Below are 20992 nucleotides of genomic sequence, written 5' to 3'. Positions count from 1 at the left end.
AAAACTGAGCGCACCTCGACTGTTCATCCTGCAATGCAGGTTGGACATGTGAGAACGGCGGGGGTGGAGAGTACGGTGAGGTTGGAGGGGTCTCCCGAAAATTCGGGACACCCACGTCAATAGGCCCGAAAAGCCAGAAGCCCCGCCAGATGGACCGGCAGGGCTCCTCTATCACATCTCAGACCGCTGCCGTCTCTGCGGCCCTTCTGGTCTTCCTGACGAAATCCCAGCGCCTCATCTTTCCCTCTGGATGTTCGAACCAGTGGCGGCGATCAAAGGCGAACTCGAAGCTGTTGGTCTCCAAGGCGAAGTCGAGGCAGCCGAGGATTTCGATTTTGAGCGTGAAGCGTCCAAATCTGAATGCGATTTCCATGTGAGTCCGTAGTCATGCTGTTGCTGATGATCACGTTCCGGTCAGAACGGGGATTGGATAACGCAGCCAAGAGTCAGGCGTCAAGTCGGAAAAACATTCAAAATCATATGGATAGTTGACAGGGTGGATAGATCGTAGGAGGTGGAATTTGAGTTGGAGTGCGGTTGGCAACCTGTCTGGTTTTTGGATGCCATCCATCCGATATCGCGGCTCCATGTGATCGACGGTGTGACCATTCACCGGAAAATTCCGGGCAATCACACTGTCTATTCCGACATCTCGCCGGTCTTCACCTTCTCCTCACCGACCACGTACATGCCATCCTTGCGGATCGCGGGGAGGACTTCACGGGTGACCCAGTCTTGGAACTGACGGGCCTCCGGTTTGTCGGAGCGCATGGTGAGACGGTAGAGACCTGACTCGGAGACGGTGTTGATGTGACTGCCACGGAAACCCTTAATCTGAGTAAGGGTTATCTCGTCGCGCCCAAGGTTCCTGAGAGCGTTCGTCACTTGGGAAAGACCAAGGATGCGGCACACGTCAGCCGCAACGAACCACGGCTGGCCGTCGATCTCGACTACGCGAACGGTGTTGGAGAGGCCGCTCTCGGAGATGGTCGTGACATCACGCGCAGCGGGTAGACCTAGAGAGCTCCGACCTCTCAAGCTTTTTCCATCCAAACCCAGAGACAAACTCTGGGTAATCCACTTGGAGCTTACCTCTCCAAGTCGATCCTCGGAACTTTCGCCATCTCTGTTGCCAGCCCCGGTAGAAGCGCTTGGCTGCGACCATAGCCTTCGTCTGATGAACCTGTGCTGCGTCCTGTTATATAAAGACGGGCTTTGTCGAGGACGCCACCAGCCACGCAGCGATCTTCGAAGAGGTGACGCCATCCGTGGTTCGGTGCCAGTTCCGCACGTTTGATACCGACATCACCGCGCAGCCATTCGGAGATGTTCGGCTGGGACCGTGGCGGGAAGATGCGCTTACCGGCTGCGCAGGACTTCACGAAGTCGATCAGCCCCTCGTCGATCAGGGCAGGGTGGACCGGCACCTTCCGAATGCTGTTCCGGTTTTTGAGGGACTTCCCGCCCTTCGTTGTCAGTTGGTAGAACCAGTCATCACCGACTTGGAAGAAGTCTTCACGCCGAAGCTGGGCCACCTCATTGATACGCGCACCTGAATATGCACACATCCACGGCAGCCACCGCAGTTCCGGCTTCTTCTCTTTCCTTGCGGCGAGAAGCGTTGTGCGGGCTTCGTCCAGGGTGAATGTTCGGTCTTCACTGGCGACAGGGGCTGCATCAGGCGTCGTGACGAGTTGCAACGGGTGAGCATCTGGGAAGAGCGCACCAAGGGTTTGTTCTCGTGCCCACTGGATAACGGTCTTCAGGTTCTGGATACGCTGACCGATGGTGTTGTTCGTCAGCTTCCCCTCAGACAGCATCGCCCGTTTCCATCGGTCGGCTTCGTGGGCCGTCACGGTGCTGATCAGATCGCTGCCACGGAAGGCGACGAACTCCGCAGCAGCGAGGCGGAACTTCCTCACCGTTGCATCCTTCATCGGCGCGGCGTCTTTCCCTGCGGCCTTGTTTGATACCTGAGTATCGATGACGCCCTCAAAGGTGAGTCGATCTGCCGACTGGTCACCGGCTGGGCTACTGGTCTTCGGCCTCACGACCTCCAAGGGCGGGTACTTTGCCGCTCCTGTGTCTGGCGAGTAGTCCCCTTCGGCCCGCCTGAGGGTGACCATGGCAGCATCGTCGAGACTATCCACAACAAGTTCGATGAGTCGCGCCCGTTGGTCGGTATGAATTTGAACGCATTGGTGAGCGAGGAATGCATCGACTATGGGACCAAAGCGTTGGCTAAGCCCTGCAGTTTTCTGCGATTCGCCACCGATGGCCAGAGGGTTCACTCTTCCGACTCTCGCGGCTGCGTTCGTGTCCAGGACATTCATCCAAAGGGCAGGGCCTCCCGGTTCATCTTCGAAGGCAGCCACAAAGGCGTTCCGGATGGCGCCTGCAAGGGCCACCAACTGCTTGTGAGTGAGTCGCTCCACCGGCATTCGCTTCATTGCCCAATAGCGTTGGAGAAAGTCGTAGGTCTCCGCAAAACGGATCTTCGCCGTGGAAGCCTTGGCGGTATCTAGCGACACCTTCACGAACTCGCCTATGCGTACCTCACGTGGGCGACCATTAACAGGGACGCTCATAGTCACGCCTTTGAGGCGATCTTTCAGATCGGAGGGAACGCGAACTCGGAGGTAGTAGTTGGGGCCAATCCTGATCGGAGTAGGCATAGAAAGACCCATGTGTACCACCCTTGTGTACCAAGACAGGTGGCGCATACGTCAATAAATTCAGATTGTTAAAACATCTCAAAGGGATGAGATGGTGGGCGATGAGAGACTCGAACTCCCGACATCCTCGGTGTAAACGAGGCGCTCTACCAACTGAGCTAATCGCCCTGACACATTTGCGAGCCGTTGTGGCCGCTGCGTCGGTGGCCGTGATCTATGCGGATCGGCGAAAATCCGCAAGAGTGTTTGTGAATTTTTTTTGATTTTTTTCCACAGGCACAGGCACCGAATCTTGGCTAAACCCCCGTGGCACAAGGCGTCTGCTGATCTTGGCCACAAAAACTTTTTCCTGAGCCAACCCGGCCCGGGAAAAGCGTGCCGAAACTATTTGCGCCTTGTCATGGATTTGTCTTCGATCCTGCTTGACACCCATTCGCGAACCCCTTAGTTAGCCGCTCACCGACTGGCCGAGGCTGGATCGGGAGCGAAAAAGGCTGATCAGTCCAATTCGCTTGAGAAGTGCGGGTGTAGCTCAGTCGGTTAGAGTGCCGGCCTGTCACGCCGGAGGTCGCGGGTTCGAGCCCCGTCACTCGCGCCATTCTCAACTTCCTCGGATGCGGCAAATCGGCGCAGTAAGCGCTCAAATTTGTTGCGGGACCCATGGTCCAATATGCGCGGGTGTAGCTCAGTCGGTTAGAGTGCCGGCCTGTCACGCCGGAGGTCGCGGGTTCGAGCCCCGTCACTCGCGCCATTTATATCCGCTATTCCTCCCCAAAACTTATGTGCCAAAATAGTACATGTTGCGCCGCAAGGGCGTAATATACCGTTTGTCGCGGCGCGCTTTTCCGCCTATTGATAAAGACAGTTGGCTATCAGGTGAAAAGCCGGTCGCAGTCTTGCGCATCGGTTCCGGCTGCGCTAACCACGGCTCGTTGCAACTCTTCTTTCGGCCTGTTCGCCAATGGCTCGGACTGCCGCCAGGCATTCCATACAGGCAGGGATGGATATGATGACTGAACTGCTCAGTTCCTACCTTCCGATCGCAATTTTCATCGGTATTTCGCTGGTCATCGGCATAGCGCTGTTGATCGCGCCGTTTGCCGTGGCCTTCAAGGCACCCGACTCGGAAAAGCTTTCAGCCTATGAATGCGGCTTCAATGCGTTCGACGACGCCCGTATGAAGTTCGACATCCGATTCTACCTGGTGTCGATTCTCTTCATTATCTTCGACCTCGAAGTCGCCTTCCTGTTCCCCTGGGCCGTCTCTTTCGGCGAAATCGGCTGGTTCGGTTTCTGGTCGATGATGGTCTTCCTCGGCGTGCTGACCGTCGGCTTTATCTATGAATGGAAGAAGGGGGCGCTCGAATGGGAGTAACCGCTGGAAATACGCTCGTCGCACAGCAGCCGAAGGGCATCATCGATCCCAATACCGGCAAGCCGATCGGTGCCAACGATCCCTTCTTCGGCGAGATCAACAATGAGCTCGCCGACAAGGGGTTCCTGGTCACCTCGACCGACGAACTGATCAACTGGGCCCGTACCGGCTCGCTGATGTGGATGACCTTCGGTCTGGCCTGTTGCGCCGTCGAAATGATGCAGCTGTCGATGCCGCGCTACGACGTCGAGCGCTTCGGCTTTGCTCCGCGCGCCAGCCCGCGCCAGTCCGACGTCATGATCGTGGCCGGCACGCTGACCAACAAGATGGCACCCGCGCTGCGCAAGGTCTATGACCAGATGCCGGAGCCGCGTTACGTCATCTCCATGGGCTCCTGCGCCAATGGCGGCGGCTATTATCACTATTCCTATTCGGTGGTGCGCGGCTGTGACCGCGTCGTGCCGGTCGACATCTATGTACCGGGCTGTCCGCCCACGGCAGAGGCACTGCTTTACGGCGTGCTTCTGCTGCAGAAGAAAATCCGCCGCACCGGCACGATCGAGCGGTAAGGGCCAAGGGACGATACAATGAGCGAAGCCCTCAACGAGCTTGCCTCTTATCTCAGGGAAGTGCGCGGCACGCTGGTGTCCGACGCCGTGATCAAGCTCGGCGAACTGACGCTGACCACGACGCCTGACAAGGTGATCGCGCTTCTGACCTTCCTGCGCGACGATGTGCAGTGTGGATTTGTCAGCCTGATCGATATCTGCGGCGTCGATTATCCGCAGCGTGTGGACCGGTTCGACGTCGTCTATCACCTCTTGTCGCCGCGCCAGAATCTGCGCGTCCGCGTCAAGGTGGCGACATCGGAAGAGCAGCCCGTACCGTCAGCCTGTTCGGTATTTCCGGGCGCGGACTGGTTCGAGCGCGAAGCCTGGGACATGTACGGCATCATGTTCACCGAGCATCCCGACCTGCGCCGCATCTTGACCGACTACGGCTTTGAAGGGCATCCGCTGCGCAAGGACTTCCCGATGACGGGCTTCGTAGAAGTTCGCTACGACGACAACGCCAAGCGCGTGGTCTACGAGCCGGTCGAGCTTAAGCAGGAATTCAGAAATTTCGATTTCTTGTCACCTTGGGAAGGTACGGATTACGTGCTGCCGGGCGACGAGAAGGCGAAGCAGTAACTTTCAGGCACTAGGCAGTAGCCAATAGGCAATAGACGAGGGAAGGGGCAGGCAGACGACGATCAATTCCTATCGGGATCTGAAGGTGTGGCAACGCGCCATGGATCTTGCAGTCGAGACATATGAGCTAACCAAAGCTTTTCCGCGGGATGAGGTCTATGGACTGGTCTCCCAAATCAGACGCTCGGCAACCTCGGTTCCGGCGAATGTTGCAGAAGGCTACGGACGGCAGATGACGGGCGCGTATGTCCATCATCTCAAGATCGCTCAAGGCTCTCTGAAGGAATTGGAAACGCATTTGATACTGAGTTCGCGCCTGAACCTGATTTCCGCCGACCGCGTGGAAAAGGTGATTACGCTGAGCGAGGAGATCGGGAAAATGCTGAGGTCGCTGATCCGCAGCTTGCAGGATGAACGGAATGATCGCACGAGTTAATCAAAGCCCTATTGCCTACTGGCTATTGGCTACTGCCTCGACAAGCGGAGCGCGTTGCAATGACTGAACATAACGTCCGCAACTTCAACATCAACTTCGGGCCGCAACACCCTGCGGCGCACGGCGTTTTGCGCCTCGTGCTGGAGCTGGACGGCGAAATCGTCGAGCGGGTCGATCCGCATATCGGCCTGCTGCATCGCGGCACCGAAAAGCTGATCGAGGCGAAGACCTACCTTCAGGCGCTGCCTTACTTCGACCGGCTCGATTACGTCGCGCCGATGAACCAGGAGCATGCCTATTCGTTGGCGGTTGAAAAGCTGCTGGGTCTGGAGATTCCGATCCGCGGTCAGCTGATCCGCGTTCTTTATTCGGAAATCGGCCGTATCCTGTCGCATCTTCTGAACGTCACCACGCAGGCCATGGACGTCGGCGCGCTGACGCCACCGCTCTGGGGCTTCGAAGAGCGCGAAAAGCTGATGGTTTTCTACGAGCGGGCCAGCGGTGCCCGCATGCACTCGGCCTATATTCGTCCGGGTGGCGTGCACCAGGACCTGCCGGCCCAACTCGTCGAAGATATCGGCAAGTGGTGCGATCCGTTCCTGAAGACGGTCGATGACATTGACGACTTGCTCACGGGCAACCGCATCTTCAAGCAGCGCAACGTCGATATCGGCGTGGTGAGCCTTGAGGATTGCTGGGCCTGGGGCTTCTCGGGCGTCATGGTCCGCGGCTCCGGTGCCGCCTGGGACCTGCGTCGCTCGCAACCCTACGAATGCTACTCCGATCTCGATTTCGATATTCCGATCGGAAAGAACGGCGACTGCTATGATCGTTACCTGATCCGCATGATTGAAATGCGCGAATCGGTGAAGATCATGAAGCAATGCGTCAATCGCCTGCTGGGCGATGCCAAGGTCGGCCCCGTGTCATCCCTTGATGGCAAGGTGGTTCCGCCGAAGCGTGGCGAGATGAAGCGGTCGATGGAAGGTTTGATCCATCACTTCAAGCTCTACACCGAAGGCTATCACGTGCCGGCTGGCGAAGTGTATGCGGCCGTCGAAGCGCCGAAGGGCGAATTCGGCGTCTATCTGGTCGCCGATGGCACCAACAAGCCCTATCGCTGCAAGATCCGCGCTCCGGGCTATGCCCACCTGCAGGCCATGGACTTCATCTGTCGTGGTCACCAGCTGGCCGACGTGTCGGCCATTCTCGGCTCCCTCGACATCGTTTTTGGAGAGGTCGACCGCTGATGCGCCGAGCATGGCTTGCTACGATCCTTGTGCTGCTCGCATCCGGCGCCATGGCGCAGGACGGCGTTGCGGTGTCGGGCTCGTCGGCGACCATGGCAGAGCTGATCAGGCAGGGCTATGAGATCAAGGCAGCCGTTCCCAACGGCCCAAAGTTCATCGTGTTCTTGCAGAAAGACAAGTCGGCCTATGCCTGCGAATTCGCCAACCTGGCGAGTTCGCGGTGTGGATCCATAAATTGAGATAAGGCGTGAGGAAGAATGTCCGTTCGTCGACTAGCCGAAGATAACGTCCAGCCAGCAGCATTTGCCTTCAACGAGGAAAATGCGGCCTGGGCCGAGGCAACCATCCGGAAGTATCCAGAAGGCCGACAACAATCCGCGGTCATACCGCTGTTGATGCGCGCACAGGAACAGGACGGCTGGGTAACGCGCGCGGCGATCGAATTCGTCGCCGAAAAGCTCGCCATGCCCTATATCCGCGTTCTGGAAGTGGCGACGTTCTACACCCAGTTCCAGCTGAAGCCCGTGGGCACGCGCGCCCATGTGCAGGTCTGTGGCACCACGCCCTGCATGCTGCGTGGCGCGGAGGACCTGATTGCCGTCTGCAAGAAGAAGATCGCTCCCGAGCCCTTTACCCTGAATGCCGAGGGCACACTGTCCTGGGAAGAGGTGGAGTGTCAGGGCGCCTGTGTGAACGCGCCGATGGTGATGATCTTCAAGGACAGCTATGAGGATCTGACACCGATCCACCTGGAGCACATCATCGATCGCTTCGACGCAGGCAAGGGACGCGACGTGACGCCCGGCCCGCAGATCGACCGCATCTATTCGGCCCCGGTTGGGGGCCCCGTGGCTCTGACGAGCGAGATCAAGCCTGTTCGCTTCGTGGCCAATCCTCCGGCCGCTGCCGAGCCGGCAGTTGATGTGCCTCCGGCCAATGCCGCAAAGCCGGTGACGGCTGCCGAGGAAACCAACCCGGCGCTTAAGACGCCTGCGACCGACAAGAAGGCTGCCGCCGAAAACGTCGAAGTCTCGGGCGAGAATGCGGACAAGGCCGGCGCGCCTGTGGCAGCGACTCTGGATTCTCCCGATCGTCCTGCTGGCATCGACCGCCCCGCGACGCCCGACGACCTCAAGATGATCTCTGGCGTTGGCCCCAAGATTGAAGGCACGCTGCACGAGCTCGGTATCTACACCTTCGCGCAAGTGGCATCGTGGAAGAAGAACGAACGCGACTGGGTCGACAGCTACTTGAAGTTCAAGGGACGCATCGACCGGGACGACTGGGTGAAGCAGGCCGAGGTTCTCGCCCGTGGCGGCGAGGCGGAATACATCAAGGTCTTCGGCAAGAAGCCGCGGTAAGGATTGAGACATGCTTGCAGATCAGGATCGCATCTTTACCAATATCTACGGCATCAAGGACAAGTCCCTGAAAGGCGCGATGGCGCGCGGACACTGGGACGGCACGAAGCAGATCCTTGAAAAAGGCCGGGATTGGATCATCAACGAGGTCAAGACCTCAGGCTTGCGCGGCCGCGGTGGCGCTGGCTTCCCGACCGGCCTGAAATGGTCCTTCATGCCGAAGGAGTCCGACGGCCGCCCGCACTATCTCGTCGTCAATGCCGACGAATCGGAACCGGGCACCTGCAAGGACCGTGACATTCTGCGCCATGATCCGCATACGCTGATCGAAGGCTGCGTCATTGCCTCCTTCGCCATGGGTGCCAATCACGCCTATATCTATGTGCGCGGCGAGTTCATGCGCGAGCGTGAAGCGCTGCAGGCGGCGATCGACGAATGTTATGACGCCGGGCTGCTGGGTAAGAACAACAAGCTCGGCTACGACATCGATATCATCGTGCATCACGGCGCCGGCGCTTATATCTGCGGCGAAGAGACGGCATTGCTCGAAAGCCTTGAGGGCAAGAAGGGTCAGCCGCGCCTGAAGCCGCCATTCCCGGCGAATATGGGTCTCTATGGCTGCCCAACCACAGTCAACAACGTCGAATCCATCGCCGTGACGCCGACGATCATCCGTCGTGGTGCCGGCTGGTTCTCGTCCTTCGGCCGTCCGAACAATGTCGGCACCAAGCTGTTCATGATCTCGGGCCACGTCAACCGTCCCTGCACGGTGGAAGAGGCCATGGGCATCAGCTTTCGCGAGATGATCGAAAAGCATGCCGGGGGCATCCGCGGCGGCTGGGACAACCTGCTGGCGGTCATCCCCGGCGGCGCATCCTGCCCGGTCGTGAAGGCGGAGGACATGATGAATGTCACGCTCGACTTCGATGGCCTGCGCGAGGTGAAGTCCTCCTTCGGCACCGGCGGCATGATCGTCATGGACAAGTCCACCGATATCATCAAGGCCATCTGGCGCATCGCTGCCTTCTTCAAGCACGAGAGCTGTGGCCAGTGCACGCCCTGCCGCGAAGGCACCGGCTGGATGATGCGCGTCATGGAACGCATGGTGCGCGGCAATGCGCAGAAGCGCGAAATCGATATGCTGTTTGAAGTCACCAAGCAGGTCGAAGGTCACACCATCTGTGCGCTCGGCGATGCGGCGGCCTGGCCGATCCAGGGCCTGATCCGCAATTTCCGTCCGGAAATCGAAGCCCGTATCGACCAGTACACCCGCAACGCCATGGCTCATGGCGTTGTCATGGAAGCTGCGGAATAAGGAACCGTCATGGCCAAGGCAAACGACAATTCGGAAGAGAAGACGGCAGCGGCCGATCTCGGCCGCGTTGACGAGGCCGCGGCCAATACAGGGCCCGCTGACGCAAATCCGCTGATGTCGAGCTTTGCGGCGGCCTCGGCAATCGGCTTCCACTTCGCCTCGCAGATGGCGGGGGCCATGCTCGGTTCCTTCCAGGGCGCGCTGGAAGCCACGACGAAGCTAGCCCGCACGCTGGAGGAAGAGCGCAAGGCATCCGCATCAAAGGCGCCAGAGCCTGCTGACGAAGGTGCTCCCCAGGCAAGTGGGCCAACTGCCGCTCCGGTCATGCCGGCTGCCGCAAAGCCAGTGGTTGCAGACGCGCCAAAGTGGGAAAAGACGGTGGCAAAGGCCGCCGCTACACCCAAGGCCAAGGCCAAGAACGAAAAGGCAGCCAGCACCGAAGTGTCGGCGGCAGTCGATCCGAAGCCTGCCAAGGCGACGACGCGAAAGAAGGCTGGCAAGGCCGACGACCTGAAGCGCATTTCCGGCATCGGCCCGAAGGTCGAGCAGGTACTGAATGGCATGGGCGTGACGCGCTTCGCCGACATCGCCGCCTGGACTGTCGACGACATCGCCAAGTTCGATACGGAACTGGGATTTTCCGGCCGGATCGAGCGGGATGATTGGGTCGGGCAGGCAAAGGCGCTGGTAGGGGGGAAGGCCTGATGGCGCTTACAACCCCGCACATAGGCATGAAACGTCGGTCCCTGCTGGGGGCTGAAGGACAGAAATATTACGGCAATACCGACCAAGCCATCGGCTGGTCGCAGCTGGCGGGCGTGACGCTGTGCCAGCACGCGCAGTGTGCGTGAGACAGGAAGGCGAATATGGCAAAGCTGAAAGTCGACGGTAAGGAAATCGAGGTCCCGGATCACTTCACGCTGCTTCAGGCATGCGAGGAAGCCGGCGCCGAGGTGCCGCGCTTTTGTTTCCACGAGCGGTTGTCGGTTGCCGGCAACTGCCGCATGTGCCTGATCGAGGTCAAGGGCGGCCCGCCGAAGCCGGCGGCTTCCTGCGCCATGGGCGTGCGCGATATCCGCGGCGGCCCGAATGGCGAATTGCCTGAGGTCTTCACCAACACGCCGATGGTCAAGAAGGCCCGCGAAGGCGTGATGGAGTTCCTGCTCATCAACCATCCGCTGGATTGCCCGATCTGCGACCAGGGTGGCGAATGCGACCTGCAGGACCAGGCCATGGCCTTCGGCATCGACAGCTCGCGCTATCGCGAGAACAAGCGCGCCGTCGAGGACAAGTATATCGGACCGCTGGTCAAGACGGTCATGAACCGCTGCATCCACTGCACGCGTTGCGTCCGCTTCACCACCGAAGTCGCCGGCATCGCGGAACTCGGCCTGATCGGTCGTGGTGAGGATGCCGAGATTACGACCTATCTCGAGCAGGCGATGACCTCGGAACTGCAGGGCAACGTGGTTGACCTCTGCCCGGTCGGCGCTCTGACCTCCAAGCCCTTTGCCTTTACCGCCCGTCCGTGGGAACTCGGCAAGACCGAATCGATCGACGTCATGGACGCGCTCGGCTCGGCGATCCGTGTCGATACCCGCGGCCGAGAAGTGATGCGCATCATGCCGCGCGTCAACGAGGAGATCAACGAAGAGTGGATCTCCGACAAGAGCCGCTTTGTCTGGGACGGTCTCAAGACCCAGCGCCTCGACCGCCCCTACGTTCGTCGTGACGGACGCCTGACGCCCGCCACCTGGGGCGAGGCCTTCGCGGCGATCAAGTCTGCCGTAGCAGCAACCTCGGGCGACAAGATCGGCGCCATCGCCGGCGACCTCGCTTCGGTCGAAGAGATGTATGCGCTGAAGTCGCTGATGACGGCTTTGGGTTCGGCCAATACCGACTGTCGCCAGGATGGCGCAGCGCTTGATCCGAGCCTCGGCCGTTCCAGCTACATCTTCAACCCCACCATCGAAGGCATCGAACAGGCGGACGCGCTGCTGATCATCGGCGCCAATCCACGTTTCGAAGCCTCTGTTCTGAACGCCCGCATCCGCAAGCGTTGGCGCCGTGGCGGCTTCCCGATCGCCGTGATCGGCGAGGCTGGCGAATTGCGCTACGAATACGAATATCTCGGTGCCGGCACCGACACCCTGGGTCAGGCTGTGTCCGGATCCGCTTCGTTCATCGAAAAGCTGAATGCCGCCAAGAAGCCGATGATCATCGTCGGGCAGGGGGCTCTGACCGGTGCGGATGGTGCCAATGTTCTGGCGAACGTCGCCAAGCTCGCCATGGCCGTTGGTGCCGTGACCGAGGATTGGAATGGCTTTGCCGTTCTCCACACCGCAGCGTCCCGCGTCGGTGGCCTCGATCTCGGCTTCGTTCCGGGCAAGGGTGGCGTCGCGGCAGCGGACATGCTGTCGAAGATGGACGTGCTCTTCCTGCTCGGCGCCGACGAGATGGATTTCTCGGCCAAGACGGCAAAGTTCACCGTCTATATCGGCTCCCATGGCGACAACGGCGCGCATACGGCGGATGTCATCCTGCCGGCCGCGACTTACACAGAAAAGTCGGGCACCTGGGTCAACACCGAAGGCCGCGTCCAGATGGGAAATCGTGCGGGCTTTGCGCCGGGCGAAGCACGCGAAGACTGGGCGATCATCCGCGCCCTCTCCGACGTGCTGGGCAAGAAGCTGCCCTTTGATTCGCTGGGTGCGCTGCGGGCGCAACTCTATGCATCGCAGCCGCATTTTGCCGATCTCGACGCCATTGCCCGCAGTGCCGATGGCGAAATTGATGCACTGGCGAAAAAAGCCGGTGACATGACCAAGTCGGGGTTTGCGTCGCCTGTGAAAGACTTCTATTTGACGAACCCGATAGCGCGCGCTTCGGCCGTCATGGCCGAGTGCTCGGCTTTGGCCCGCAACAACTTCAAGGCCGCAGCAGAGTAAGGACAGGGGACCATGGATCAATTCGTTTCTACCTATGTCTGGCCTGCTGCGATCATGGTCGGCCAGACCCTGCTGTTGCTGGTCTGCCTTCTGGTGTTCATCGCCTATATCCTGCTGGCCGACCGCAAGATCTGGGCAGCTGTCCAGCTGCGCCGCGGACCGAATGTCGTTGGCCCCTGGGGTCTGTTCCAGTCGTTCGCGGACTTGCTGAAGTTTGTCTTCAAGGAGCCGGTTATCCCGGCAGGTGCCAACAAGGGCGTCTTCCTTCTTGCCCCGCTGGTGGCGGTGACGCTGGCGCTTGCCACATGGGCCGTCATTCCGCTGGCAGACGGCTGGGTTATCGCCAATATCAATGTCGGCATTCTCTATGTTTTCGCCATCTCCTCGCTTGAGGTCTATGGCATCATCATGGGTGGCTGGGCGTCAAACTCCAAGTATCCTTTCCTCGGCGCCCTGCGTTCTGCAGCGCAGATGGTTTCCTACGAAGTCTCGATCGGTTTCGTCATCGTCACTGTTCTCCTGTGCGTCGGCTCGCTGAACCTGACCGACATCGTCATGGCACAGAGCAACGGTCTCGGCACCATGATGGGCCTGCCGGCATCGTTCCTCGACTGGCACTGGCTGGCGCTGTTCCCGATGTTTGTGATCTTCTTTATCTCGGCATTGGCAGAAACAAACCGTCCGCCCTTCGACCTTCCGGAAGCGGAATCGGAACTGGTTGCCGGCTTCATGGTCGAGTACGGCTCAACCCCCTACATGATGTTCATGCTGGGCGAATATGCCGCGATCGTGCTGATGTGCTCGCTCACGACCATCCTGTTCCTCGGAGGTTGGCTGCCGCCAGTCGATATCGCGATCCTGAACTGGGTTCCGGGCATCATCTGGTTCATTCTAAAGGGCTCGTTCGTCTTCTTCATGTTCGCGATGGTGAAGGCTTTTGTGCCTCGCTATCGCTACGACCAGCTGATGCGTCTGGGCTGGAAGGTCTTCCTTCCGATCTCGCTCGCCATGGTGGTCATCACCGCATTCGTACTGAAGCTGATGGGATGGGCGTGATCATGATCCCGGTTCCATCCTGCAGAATTGGAGGTTGACGATGGCTGGCGTTGCTCAGGCTATCAATTCCCTGTTCCTCAAAGAATTCATCGGCGCCTTCTTCCTGTCGATGCGCTATTTCTTCCGCCAGAAGGCCACGATCAACTATCCCTTCGAAAAGGGACCGGTATCGCCGCGCTTCCGTGGGGAGCACGCTTTGCGTCGTTACCCCAATGGCGAAGAGCGCTGCATCGCCTGCAAGCTGTGCGAGGCGATCTGTCCTGCGCAGGCCATCACCATCGAAGCCGGCCCGCGCCGCAACGATGGCACCCGGCGCACGGTGCGTTACGATATCGATATGGTGAAGTGCATCTATTGCGGCTTCTGCCAGGAGGCCTGCCCGGTCGACGCCATCGTTGAAGGGCCGAACTTCGAATTCGCCACTGAAACGCGCGAAGAATTGTATTTCGACAAGGCGCGCCTCCTGGAAAACGGCGATCGGTGGGAGCGCGAAATCGCGCGCAATCTCGCGCAGGACGCACCGTATCGGTGATGTCGGATAAATGCCCGGGCGGCAATCTCAGCGCCGCCGGGCAGCATGATTGGACACAGGCGACAGGGTAGGGGATACCCGGCGCGCCTGATCGAATGGCGGCGCTGTTCTTGCGCCCCCGGGGAAGACGAAAAGGCACCACGATGGGTCTGCAGGCTCTTTTTTTCTATCTCTTCGCCTTTGTGGCGGTGGCTTCGGCCTTCATGGTCATTTCCGCGCGGAACCCGGTTCACTCGGTCCTGTTCCTGATCCTGACCTTCTTCAACGCGGCGGGTCTGTTCCTTCTGACGGGCGCAGAGTTCCTGGCGATGATCCTGCTGGTGGTCTATGTCGGCGCCGTCGCGGTTCTCTTCCTCTTCGTGGTGATGATGCTGGACATCGATTTCGCCGAACTGCGCTCCGGTGCGCTGAAATATGCGCCGATCGGCGCCCTGATCGGGCTCATACTTGCGGTTGAACTGATCGTCGTGATCGGCGGCAGCACGCTGTCGCCGGCGGCTAAATCGGCCATCACGATGCCGATCCCGGCTCTCACCGAGCGCCAGAACACCGCTGCATTGGGCGACGTTCTCTACACAAACTACGTCTATTTCTTCCAGATCGCCGGCCTGGTGCTGCTGGTGGCGATGATCGGCGCGATCGTGCTGACGCTGCGTCACCGCGAGAACATCAAGCGGCAGGATATTTCGCAGCAGGTCGCCCGCACGCCCGCAACCGCCGTGAAGGTGGTCAAGGTCAAGCCGGGCCAGGGCATCTGACGGGAAGAGCAAGGTCAAGGAACGAAAATTATGGAAATAGGACTTTCCCACTACCTGACGGTCAGCGCCATGCTCTTCACCCTCGGCGTGTTCGGCATCTTCCTGAACCGGAAGAACATCATCGTCATTCTGATGTCCGTCGAATTGATCCTGCTGGCGGTCAACGTCAACATGGTGGCCTTCTCGTCATTCCTGAATGACATCGTAGGCCAGGTGTTCGCGCTGTTCATCCTGACGGTGGCAGCGGCGGAAGCGGCGATCGGTCTTGCCATTCTGGTGGTCTTCTACCGCAACCGCGGCTCCATCGCCGTGGAAGACGTCAACATGATGAAGGGCTGATAAGGCTATGATCTACCAGGCTATTGTCTTCCTTCCTTTGCTGGGCGCCTTGATCGCGGGCCTGGGCGGCTCGCAGATCGGCGCGAAGGCTTCCGAATACATCACGACGGGCCTGATGGTGCTGGTCGCCATCCTCTCCTGGATCGTGTTCTTCAATGTCGCGATGTCGCATGCGGAACACCACGAGACGATCAAGGTCGTCGTCCTGCAATGGATCCAGTCCGGCGGCATCGATGTCTCCTGGTCCCTGCGCATCGATACTCTGACCGCTGTGATGCTGGTCGTCGTCAATACGGTGTCGACGCTGGTTCACCTCTACTCGATCGGCTACATGCATCACGATCCGCATCGGCCGCGCTTCTTCGCCTATCTGTCGCTGTTCACCTTCGCCATGCTTATGCTGGTGACATCGGACAACCTTCTTCAAATGTTCTTCGGCTGGGAAGGTGTGGGTCTCGCGTCCTACCTGCTGATCGGCTTCTGGTTCAAGAAGCCCTCCGCCAGCGCCGCCGCCATGAAGGCCTTCATCGTCAACCGTGTCGGTGACTTCGGCTTCATTCTCGGCATCTCCGGCGTTTTCGTGCTGTTCGGCTCGATCGATTTCGACACGATCTTTGCGGCTGCCGGCGGCTACCTGCCGCAGGACGGCGCTCAGAACCCGGAAGTCGTGCTGAACCTCTTCGGCATGGCGCTGGACCGTGGCCACGCCATCACCGGCGTCTGCCTGCTGCTGTTCATGGGTGCCATGGGTAAATCCGCGCAGTTCCTGCTGCACACCTGGCTGCCGGATGCCATGGAAGGCCCGACGCCCGTCTCGGCGCTGATCCATGCCGCAACCATGGTCACCGCGGGCGTCTTCCTGGTGGCGCGCATGTCGCCGCTGTTTGAACTGTCGCCTGACGCGCTGACCTTTGTCACCATCATCGGCGCCATCACGGCCTTCTTTGCCGCAACCGTCGGTCTCGTCCAGAACGACATCAAGCGCGTCATCGCCTACTCGACCTGCTCGCAGCTCGGCTACATGTTCGTGGCACTCGGCGTCGGCGCCTATGGTGCGGCGGTGTTCCATCTGTTCACGCACGCCTTCTTCAAGGCCCTCCTGTTCCTATGCGCCGGCTCGGTCATCCATGCCGTCGATGGCGAGCAAGATATGCGCTACATGGGTGGCCTGCGTCCGCACATCAAGGTGACCTTCGCGATGATGCTGCTGGGTACGCTCGCCATCACCGGCGTCGGCATCCCCTTCACGCCGGTCGGCTTTGCCGGCTTCTTCTCGAAGGACATCATTATCGAGTCGACCTTCGCGTCGCATTCGCCCGTGGCCGGTTTCGCCTTTACGCTGTTGGTCATCGCCGCGATGTTCACCAGCTTCTATTCGTGGCGCCTGATTTTCCTGACCTTCTTCGGCAAGCCGCGTGCCTCCGCCGATGTCATGCATCATGTGCATGAAAGCCCGCAGGTCATGCTGGTGCCGCTCTATGTGCTCGCCATCGGCGCGCTGTTTGCCGGTGTCGTCTTCAAGGAATTCTTCTACGGCCACGAATATGACGTGTTCTGGAAGGGCGCCTTGTTCACGGGTGCGGAAAACCATCTTGTTCACGAGTTCCACAATGTGCCGGCCTGGGTGGCGCTCAGCCCCTTCGTCGCCATGGTCATCGGCTTCGTGACCGCCTGGTTCATGTATATCAAGTCGCCGTCCACGCCGCGGGTTCTCGCCCAGCAGCATCGGGTTCTCTACGAATTCCTGCTGAACAAGTGGTACTTCGACGAGCTCTACGACCTGCTGTTCGTCCGTTCCGCCAAAGCGCTCGGCCGGTTCTTCTGGAAGAAGGGTGACATCGGCGTCATCGACACCTATGGCCCCAACGGCATTGCCGAGGCGGTCAATGGTGTGACCCAGCGGGCCGTGCGTCTGCAGTCCGGCTACCTCTACCACTATGCCTTCGCGATGCTGATCGGCATTGCCGCACTTGTTACCTGGATGATGCTCGGGAGTTCCCTCTGATGACCGATTGGCCCATTCTTTCAACGGTCACGTTCCTGCCGCTGGTCGGCGTTGCTCTCCTGCTGCTGACGCGGCAGGACACGAGCCTCGGCCGTCGCAACATCCGCACCGTGGCGCTTCTGACAACGGTGTTCACCTTTGTCGTCTCCCTCTTCGTCTGGATGCAGTTCGACAATGCGAACCCCGGCTTCCAGATGGTGGAGAAGCATGAGTGGCTGGGCACCGGCATTTCCTATCACCTCGGCGTCGACGGCATTTCGATGCTGTTCGTGGTGCTGACCGCTTTCCTGATGCCCTTCTGCATCCTGGCCAGCTGGGAAGTAATCCAGAAGCGCCTCAAGGAATACATGATCGCCTTCCTGCTGCTCGAAACGCTGATGATCGGCGTGTTCGTGTCGCTGGATATTGTGCTGTTCTACGTATTCTTCGAAGCAGGCCTGATCCCGATGTTCATCATCATCGGTGTCTGGGGCGGCAAGGACCGCGTCTACGCGTCCTACAAGTTCTTCCTCTATACCTTGCTCGGCTCCGTGCTGATGCTGCTGGCCATCATGGCGATGTATTGGGATGCCGGCACGACTGACATCACCCAGCTTCTGGCCCATGACTTCCCGCCGCAGATGCAGACCTGGCTCTGGCTTGCCTTCTTCGCCTCCTTCGCTGTGAAGATGCCGATGTGGCCGGTTCATACCTGGCTGCCGGATGCGCACGTGCAGGCGCCGACGGCCGGCTCCATGATCCTGGCCGGTATTCTCCTGAAGCTTGGCGGCTACGGCATGCTGCGCTTCTCCGTGCCGATGTTCCCGCTGGCGACTGACTATTTCGCGCCACTGGTGTTCACGCTTTCGGTCATCGCCATCATCTACACCTCGCTGGTGGCGTTGATGCAGGAGGACATGAAGAAGGTCATCGCTTATTCCTCCGTCGCCCATATGGGCTACGTGACCATGGGCACCTTCGCCGTGAACATGCAGGGCGTGCAAGGCGCGATCTTCCAGATGATCAGCCACGGCTTCGTCTCTGCTGCACTCTTCTTCTGCGTCGGCGTGATTTACGACCGGCTGCATACCCGCGACATCGCGGCCTATGGCGGCCTGGTCAACAACATGCCGAAATACGCGCTGGCTTTCATGATATTCACCATGGCCAATGTCGGTCTTCCCGGTACCTCTGGCTTCATCGGCGAATTCCTGACCCTGATCGGCGTCTTCCGCGTCAATACCTGGGTGGCGCTGTTCGCCGCGACGGGCGTGATCCTGTCGGCAGGCTACTCGCTGTGGCTCTATCGTCGCGTGGTCTTCGGTGCGCTGGAAAAGGAAAGCCTCAAGTCGATGCTGGATCTGTCGCTTCGTGAGAAGCTGATCCTCTATCCCTTGATCGCCTTGACCATCTTCTACGGCGTCTATCCGGCCCCGATCTTCGATGCGACCAAGGCCTCGGTGGAACTTCTGGTGAATAACTACTCCGCAGCTTTGCAGGCGGCGCAAGACATTGCGCTCGCGGTGAAATGACGACAGGATACGTGAGCACATGACTGCTGAAACACTCCTCGCAAGCCTGCATTTGATTGGACCGGAACTGATCCTGGCCGTCGGGGCGCTCGCTCTGTTGATGCTCGGTGTCTTCCTTGGCGACAAGTCGACGACGACGGTAACCGGCTTGGCGGTTGCCCTGCTGATTGCTGCCGGCATCTATTCGCTGATCCTGCCTGCCGAAGGTGCCGCCTTCGGTGGAGCCTTTATCTCGGATGGCTTTGCCCGCTTCCTGAAGATCGTGGCCCTGGTCGGTTCGATCGCTACGATGCTGATGGCGGTTGGCCACGCCCGCTACGACCATCTCGATCGCTTTGAGTTTCCCGTCCTGCTGGTCCTGGCGACCCTCGGCATCATGCTGATGATCTCCGCCAATGACCTGATCTCGCTTTACCTGTCGCTGGAACTGCAGTCGCTCGCGCTCTACGTCGTGGCCGCCATCAACCGCGACAGTCTGCGTTCGACGGAAGCCGGCCTCAAATATTTCGTGCTGGGCGCGCTGTCGTCCGGCATGCTGCTCTACGGCATGTCACTGGTCTATGGCTTCACCGGCAATACCGGTTTCGAGGAAATCGCCGCCGTGCTGAAGACCGGCGAACCGCAACTCGGCTTCATCTTCGGTCTGGTCTTTGTTCTGGCCGGTCTTGCCTTCAAGATTTCGGCTGTGCCGTTCCACATGTGGACGCCGGACGTCTATGAAGGCGCACCGACCCCGGTCACCGCCTTCCTGGCTGCTGCTCCGAAGATCGGCGCCATGGCGATCATGGTTCGTATCGTCATCGGTGCCTTCCAGCCGGTCTTTGCCGAATGGCAGCAGATCGTCGTCTTCATCGCCATTGCTTCTATGGTGCTGGGTTCGGTCGCCGCCATCGGCCAGAAGAACATCAAGCGCCTGATGGCCTATTCCTCGATCGGCCACATGGGCTATGCGCTCGTCGGTCTGGCCGCCGGCTCGGCCTCGGGCGTGTCAGGCGTGGTGCTTTACATGACCATCTACCTGGTCATGACCATCGGCACCTTTGCCTGCATCATGGCGATGCGCCAGAAGGATGGCGGCAGCGTCGAGAATATCGAGGACCTCGCCGGCCTGTCGTCCACCAAGCCCTTCATGGCGGTGGTTCTGACCGCGCTGATGTTCTCGCTTGCCGGCATTCCGCCGCTGGCCGGCTTCTTCGCCAAGTATTTCGTCTTCATCGCAGCAATCGAGGCGAAGCTTTACGCGCTGGCCATCATCGGCGTGCTGGCCTCGGTCATCGGTGCCTACTACTACCTGCGGATCATCAAGATCATGTGGTTCGATGAGCCCAAGAGCGAATTTACCCGCATTCCAGGTGAGCTCAGGCTCTTCTTCGGCCTGTCCGGTCTGTTCGTCACGGCCTACGTGCTGTTCGGCGGACCTCTGGGTACGGCGGCGGAGGCCGCAGCGAAGACACTTTTCCATTGAGTTCAGGCAGTCGACATAACCTCCTGTCGCTCAATGACTTTCGGCATGAGGCCCATGATACGCTTGCTTCGACAAACAGCGAATGCCTCGCCCGCGCTCGGGCGGGGGAGGCGAGCGGGCTATGGATTACCGCCCGCCGCCAGACCGGCGGCCGCGGCCGCCGCGGTCGTCCGTGGTCCTCTGAGCCCGGCAATCTCTACGCCTCTCTTCTCCTGATCAATCCAAGCCCGGTCGCTCTTCTCGGCTCGCTTCCTCTCGCGGTGGCGGTGGCGGTGCACGATGCAGTTCGCAGTGTGGTGCCCGCAGGCAGTGATCCGGTGGAGATCAAATGGCCGAACGACATCCTGATCGGCCGTCGTAAGACCTGCGGCATTCTGCTCGAGGGCGAAAACCTTGCGAATGGTGATCATGCGCTGGTGATCGGCATTGGCGTCAACATCACCGCCATGCCCGAGGAGACGGCCTATCCCGTGACCCGGCTGGCCGATCACGGGGCGGGCATCTCGCCGGACGAGCTGTTCGCGCGGCTGTTCGCCGCCATGGCGGACGTCCTCGCCATCTGGGACCGGGGCAAAGGGGTGGCGCAGATTGCGGCGCTATGGCGCCGGTCTGCCTGTGGCATCGGCGAGAAAATCAATGTTAATCTCCCCGACAGAACGATTTCCGGATATTTTGTCGGAATTGATGATAAGGGCATGCTTATCCTGGACCGGGGCGTAGACGGACGCATGGCGATTGCTGCCGGCGACGTCTTTTTCGCATGAATTGGAAATCGG

At 59.7% G+C, this 20992-nt stretch carries 20 protein-coding genes and 3 tRNA genes; 20 read left to right on the top strand and 3 right to left on the bottom strand.

Annotated features, from left to right (window positions below; translation table 11 throughout):
• Positions 1 to 639 precede the first annotated feature (639 nt).
• The 3 genes from B9A97_RS30210 to B9A97_RS20110 form a co-directional block, all read right to left on the bottom strand.
• The gene (locus B9A97_RS30210; protein WP_348532412.1) at positions 640 to 987 is read right to left on the bottom strand and encodes a BRO-N domain-containing protein; all 348 of its coding nucleotides are present in this window, start codon (positions 985 to 987) and stop codon (positions 640 to 642) included.
• A 101-nt stretch (positions 988 to 1088) separates the two neighbouring features.
• Positions 1089 to 2687, bottom strand: coding sequence for a DUF6538 domain-containing protein (locus tag B9A97_RS30205; RefSeq protein WP_244564295.1), 1599 nt, complete (start codon positions 2685 to 2687; stop codon positions 1089 to 1091).
• A gap of 80 nt (positions 2688 to 2767) precedes the next feature.
• Positions 2768 to 2843: transfer RNA gene (locus B9A97_RS20110), tRNA-Val, on the bottom strand.
• 353 nt (positions 2844 to 3196) lie between these two features.
• On the opposite strand from B9A97_RS20110, the gene B9A97_RS20105 reads away from it, so the two are divergent.
• The 20 genes from B9A97_RS20105 to B9A97_RS20010 all read left to right on the top strand — a co-directional run bounded on the left by B9A97_RS20105 (position 3197) and on the right by B9A97_RS20010 (position 20980).
• Positions 3197 to 3273 (top strand) — tRNA-Asp (locus B9A97_RS20105).
• Positions 3274 to 3349: 76 nt separating this feature from the next.
• Positions 3350 to 3426 (top strand) — tRNA-Asp (locus B9A97_RS20100).
• Between the two features lie 258 nt (positions 3427 to 3684).
• Positions 3685 to 4050 (top strand): NADH-quinone oxidoreductase subunit A, encoded by a 366-nt coding sequence (locus tag B9A97_RS20095; protein WP_084367597.1) that lies wholly within the window; start codon positions 3685 to 3687, stop codon positions 4048 to 4050.
• Complete coding sequence (locus B9A97_RS20090) at positions 4041 to 4619, top strand: NuoB/complex I 20 kDa subunit family protein (protein WP_084367574.1); 579 nt, start codon at positions 4041 to 4043, stop codon at positions 4617 to 4619. Before B9A97_RS20095 ends, B9A97_RS20090 begins: the two co-directional genes overlap by 10 nt.
• Positions 4620 to 4637: 18 nt before the next feature.
• Positions 4638 to 5240, top strand: a complete 603-nt coding sequence (locus tag B9A97_RS20085; protein ID WP_084367572.1) for an NADH-quinone oxidoreductase subunit C — start codon at positions 4638 to 4640, stop codon at positions 5238 to 5240.
• 31 nt (positions 5241 to 5271) lie between these two features.
• Positions 5272 to 5676, top strand: coding sequence for a four helix bundle protein (locus tag B9A97_RS20080; RefSeq protein WP_280164091.1), 405 nt, complete (start codon positions 5272 to 5274; stop codon positions 5674 to 5676).
• A 59-nt stretch (positions 5677 to 5735) separates the two neighbouring features.
• Positions 5736 to 6926, top strand: coding sequence for an NADH-quinone oxidoreductase subunit D (locus B9A97_RS20075; RefSeq protein ID WP_084367569.1), 1191 nt, complete (start codon positions 5736 to 5738; stop codon positions 6924 to 6926).
• Complete coding sequence (locus tag B9A97_RS20070) at positions 6926 to 7165, top strand: hypothetical protein (RefSeq protein WP_084367567.1); 240 nt, start codon at positions 6926 to 6928, stop codon at positions 7163 to 7165. The genes B9A97_RS20075 and B9A97_RS20070 overlap by 1 nt, the downstream gene beginning before the upstream one ends.
• 18 nt (positions 7166 to 7183) lie before the next feature.
• Complete coding sequence (locus tag B9A97_RS20065) at positions 7184 to 8287, top strand: NADH-quinone oxidoreductase subunit E (RefSeq protein WP_084367565.1); 1104 nt, start codon at positions 7184 to 7186, stop codon at positions 8285 to 8287.
• Between the two features lie 10 nt (positions 8288 to 8297).
• Positions 8298 to 9602, top strand: a complete 1305-nt coding sequence (nuoF, locus tag B9A97_RS20060) for an NADH-quinone oxidoreductase subunit NuoF (protein ID WP_084367563.1) — start codon at positions 8298 to 8300, stop codon at positions 9600 to 9602.
• A 9-nt stretch (positions 9603 to 9611) separates the two neighbouring features.
• The gene (locus B9A97_RS20055; protein WP_084367561.1) at positions 9612 to 10307 is read left to right on the top strand and encodes a hypothetical protein; all 696 of its coding nucleotides are present in this window, start codon (positions 9612 to 9614) and stop codon (positions 10305 to 10307) included.
• Between the two features lie 161 nt (positions 10308 to 10468).
• Positions 10469 to 12550 (top strand): NADH-quinone oxidoreductase subunit NuoG, encoded by a 2082-nt coding sequence (gene nuoG / locus B9A97_RS20050; RefSeq protein ID WP_084367559.1) that lies wholly within the window; start codon positions 10469 to 10471, stop codon positions 12548 to 12550.
• Positions 12551 to 12562: 12 nt separating this feature from the next.
• The gene (nuoH, locus tag B9A97_RS20045; RefSeq protein WP_084367557.1) at positions 12563 to 13606 is read left to right on the top strand and encodes an NADH-quinone oxidoreductase subunit NuoH; all 1044 of its coding nucleotides are present in this window, start codon (positions 12563 to 12565) and stop codon (positions 13604 to 13606) included.
• Between the two features lie 40 nt (positions 13607 to 13646).
• Positions 13647 to 14138 carry an NADH-quinone oxidoreductase subunit NuoI gene (nuoI, locus tag B9A97_RS20040; protein ID WP_084367556.1) on the top strand — a complete coding sequence of 164 codons (492 nt, stop codon included), beginning with the start codon at positions 13647 to 13649 and terminating at the stop codon, positions 14136 to 14138.
• Positions 14139 to 14281: 143 nt separating this feature from the next.
• A complete protein-coding gene (locus B9A97_RS20035; protein ID WP_084367554.1) occupies positions 14282 to 14896 on the top strand; it encodes an NADH-quinone oxidoreductase subunit J in 615 nt (204 codons plus the stop codon).
• 30 nt (positions 14897 to 14926) lie between these two features.
• Positions 14927 to 15235: an NADH-quinone oxidoreductase subunit NuoK gene (gene nuoK, locus B9A97_RS20030; protein ID WP_084367553.1), complete on the top strand. Its 309-nt coding sequence runs from the start codon at positions 14927 to 14929 to the stop codon at positions 15233 to 15235.
• Between the two features lie 7 nt (positions 15236 to 15242).
• Positions 15243 to 17240 (top strand): NADH-quinone oxidoreductase subunit L, encoded by a 1998-nt coding sequence (gene nuoL, locus B9A97_RS20025; protein WP_084367551.1) that lies wholly within the window; start codon positions 15243 to 15245, stop codon positions 17238 to 17240.
• Complete coding sequence (locus B9A97_RS20020) at positions 17240 to 18751, top strand: NADH-quinone oxidoreductase subunit M (protein WP_084367549.1); 1512 nt, start codon at positions 17240 to 17242, stop codon at positions 18749 to 18751. Before nuoL ends, B9A97_RS20020 begins: the two co-directional genes overlap by 1 nt.
• A gap of 19 nt (positions 18752 to 18770) precedes the next feature.
• A complete protein-coding gene (gene nuoN, locus B9A97_RS20015) occupies positions 18771 to 20216 on the top strand; it encodes an NADH-quinone oxidoreductase subunit NuoN (RefSeq protein WP_084367548.1) in 1446 nt (481 codons plus the stop codon).
• 23 nt (positions 20217 to 20239) lie between these two features.
• Positions 20240 to 20980, top strand: a complete 741-nt coding sequence (locus B9A97_RS20010) for a biotin--[acetyl-CoA-carboxylase] ligase (RefSeq protein ID WP_143530608.1) — start codon at positions 20240 to 20242, stop codon at positions 20978 to 20980.
• Positions 20981 to 20992: the final 12 nt, after the last annotated feature.

This window comes from Rhizobium sp. RU36D (genome assembly GCF_900176345.1).
Taxonomy (GTDB): Bacteria; Pseudomonadota; Alphaproteobacteria; order Rhizobiales; family Rhizobiaceae; genus Allorhizobium.
This window is presented reverse-complemented; position numbering and strand designations above follow the sequence as displayed.

Bases quoted from the DNA above. Each gene is read 5' to 3' on its own strand.
- B9A97_RS30205 (WP_244564295.1), bottom strand. From the start codon at position 2,687: ATGGGTCTTTCTATGCCTACTCCGATCAGGATTGGCCCCAACTACTAC.
- B9A97_RS20095 (WP_084367597.1), top strand. From the start codon at position 3,685: ATGACTGAACTGCTCAGTTCCTACCTTCCGATCGCAATTTTCATCGGT.
- B9A97_RS20090 (WP_084367574.1), top strand. From the start codon at position 4,041: ATGGGAGTAACCGCTGGAAATACGCTCGTCGCACAGCAGCCGAAGGGC.
- B9A97_RS20085 (WP_084367572.1), top strand. From the start codon at position 4,638: ATGAGCGAAGCCCTCAACGAGCTTGCCTCTTATCTCAGGGAAGTGCGC.
- B9A97_RS20075 (WP_084367569.1), top strand. From the start codon at position 5,736: ATGACTGAACATAACGTCCGCAACTTCAACATCAACTTCGGGCCGCAA.
- B9A97_RS20070 (WP_084367567.1), top strand. From the start codon at position 6,926: ATGCGCCGAGCATGGCTTGCTACGATCCTTGTGCTGCTCGCATCCGGC.
- B9A97_RS20065 (WP_084367565.1), top strand. From the start codon at position 7,184: ATGTCCGTTCGTCGACTAGCCGAAGATAACGTCCAGCCAGCAGCATTT.
- nuoF (WP_084367563.1), top strand. From the start codon at position 8,298: ATGCTTGCAGATCAGGATCGCATCTTTACCAATATCTACGGCATCAAG.
- B9A97_RS20055 (WP_084367561.1), top strand. From the start codon at position 9,612: ATGGCCAAGGCAAACGACAATTCGGAAGAGAAGACGGCAGCGGCCGAT.
- nuoG (WP_084367559.1), top strand. From the start codon at position 10,469: ATGGCAAAGCTGAAAGTCGACGGTAAGGAAATCGAGGTCCCGGATCAC.
- nuoH (WP_084367557.1), top strand. From the start codon at position 12,563: ATGGATCAATTCGTTTCTACCTATGTCTGGCCTGCTGCGATCATGGTC.
- nuoI (WP_084367556.1), top strand. From the start codon at position 13,647: ATGGCTGGCGTTGCTCAGGCTATCAATTCCCTGTTCCTCAAAGAATTC.
- B9A97_RS20035 (WP_084367554.1), top strand. From the start codon at position 14,282: ATGGGTCTGCAGGCTCTTTTTTTCTATCTCTTCGCCTTTGTGGCGGTG.
- nuoK (WP_084367553.1), top strand. From the start codon at position 14,927: ATGGAAATAGGACTTTCCCACTACCTGACGGTCAGCGCCATGCTCTTC.
- nuoL (WP_084367551.1), top strand. From the start codon at position 15,243: ATGATCTACCAGGCTATTGTCTTCCTTCCTTTGCTGGGCGCCTTGATC.
- B9A97_RS20020 (WP_084367549.1), top strand. From the start codon at position 17,240: ATGACCGATTGGCCCATTCTTTCAACGGTCACGTTCCTGCCGCTGGTC.
- nuoN (WP_084367548.1), top strand. From the start codon at position 18,771: ATGACTGCTGAAACACTCCTCGCAAGCCTGCATTTGATTGGACCGGAA.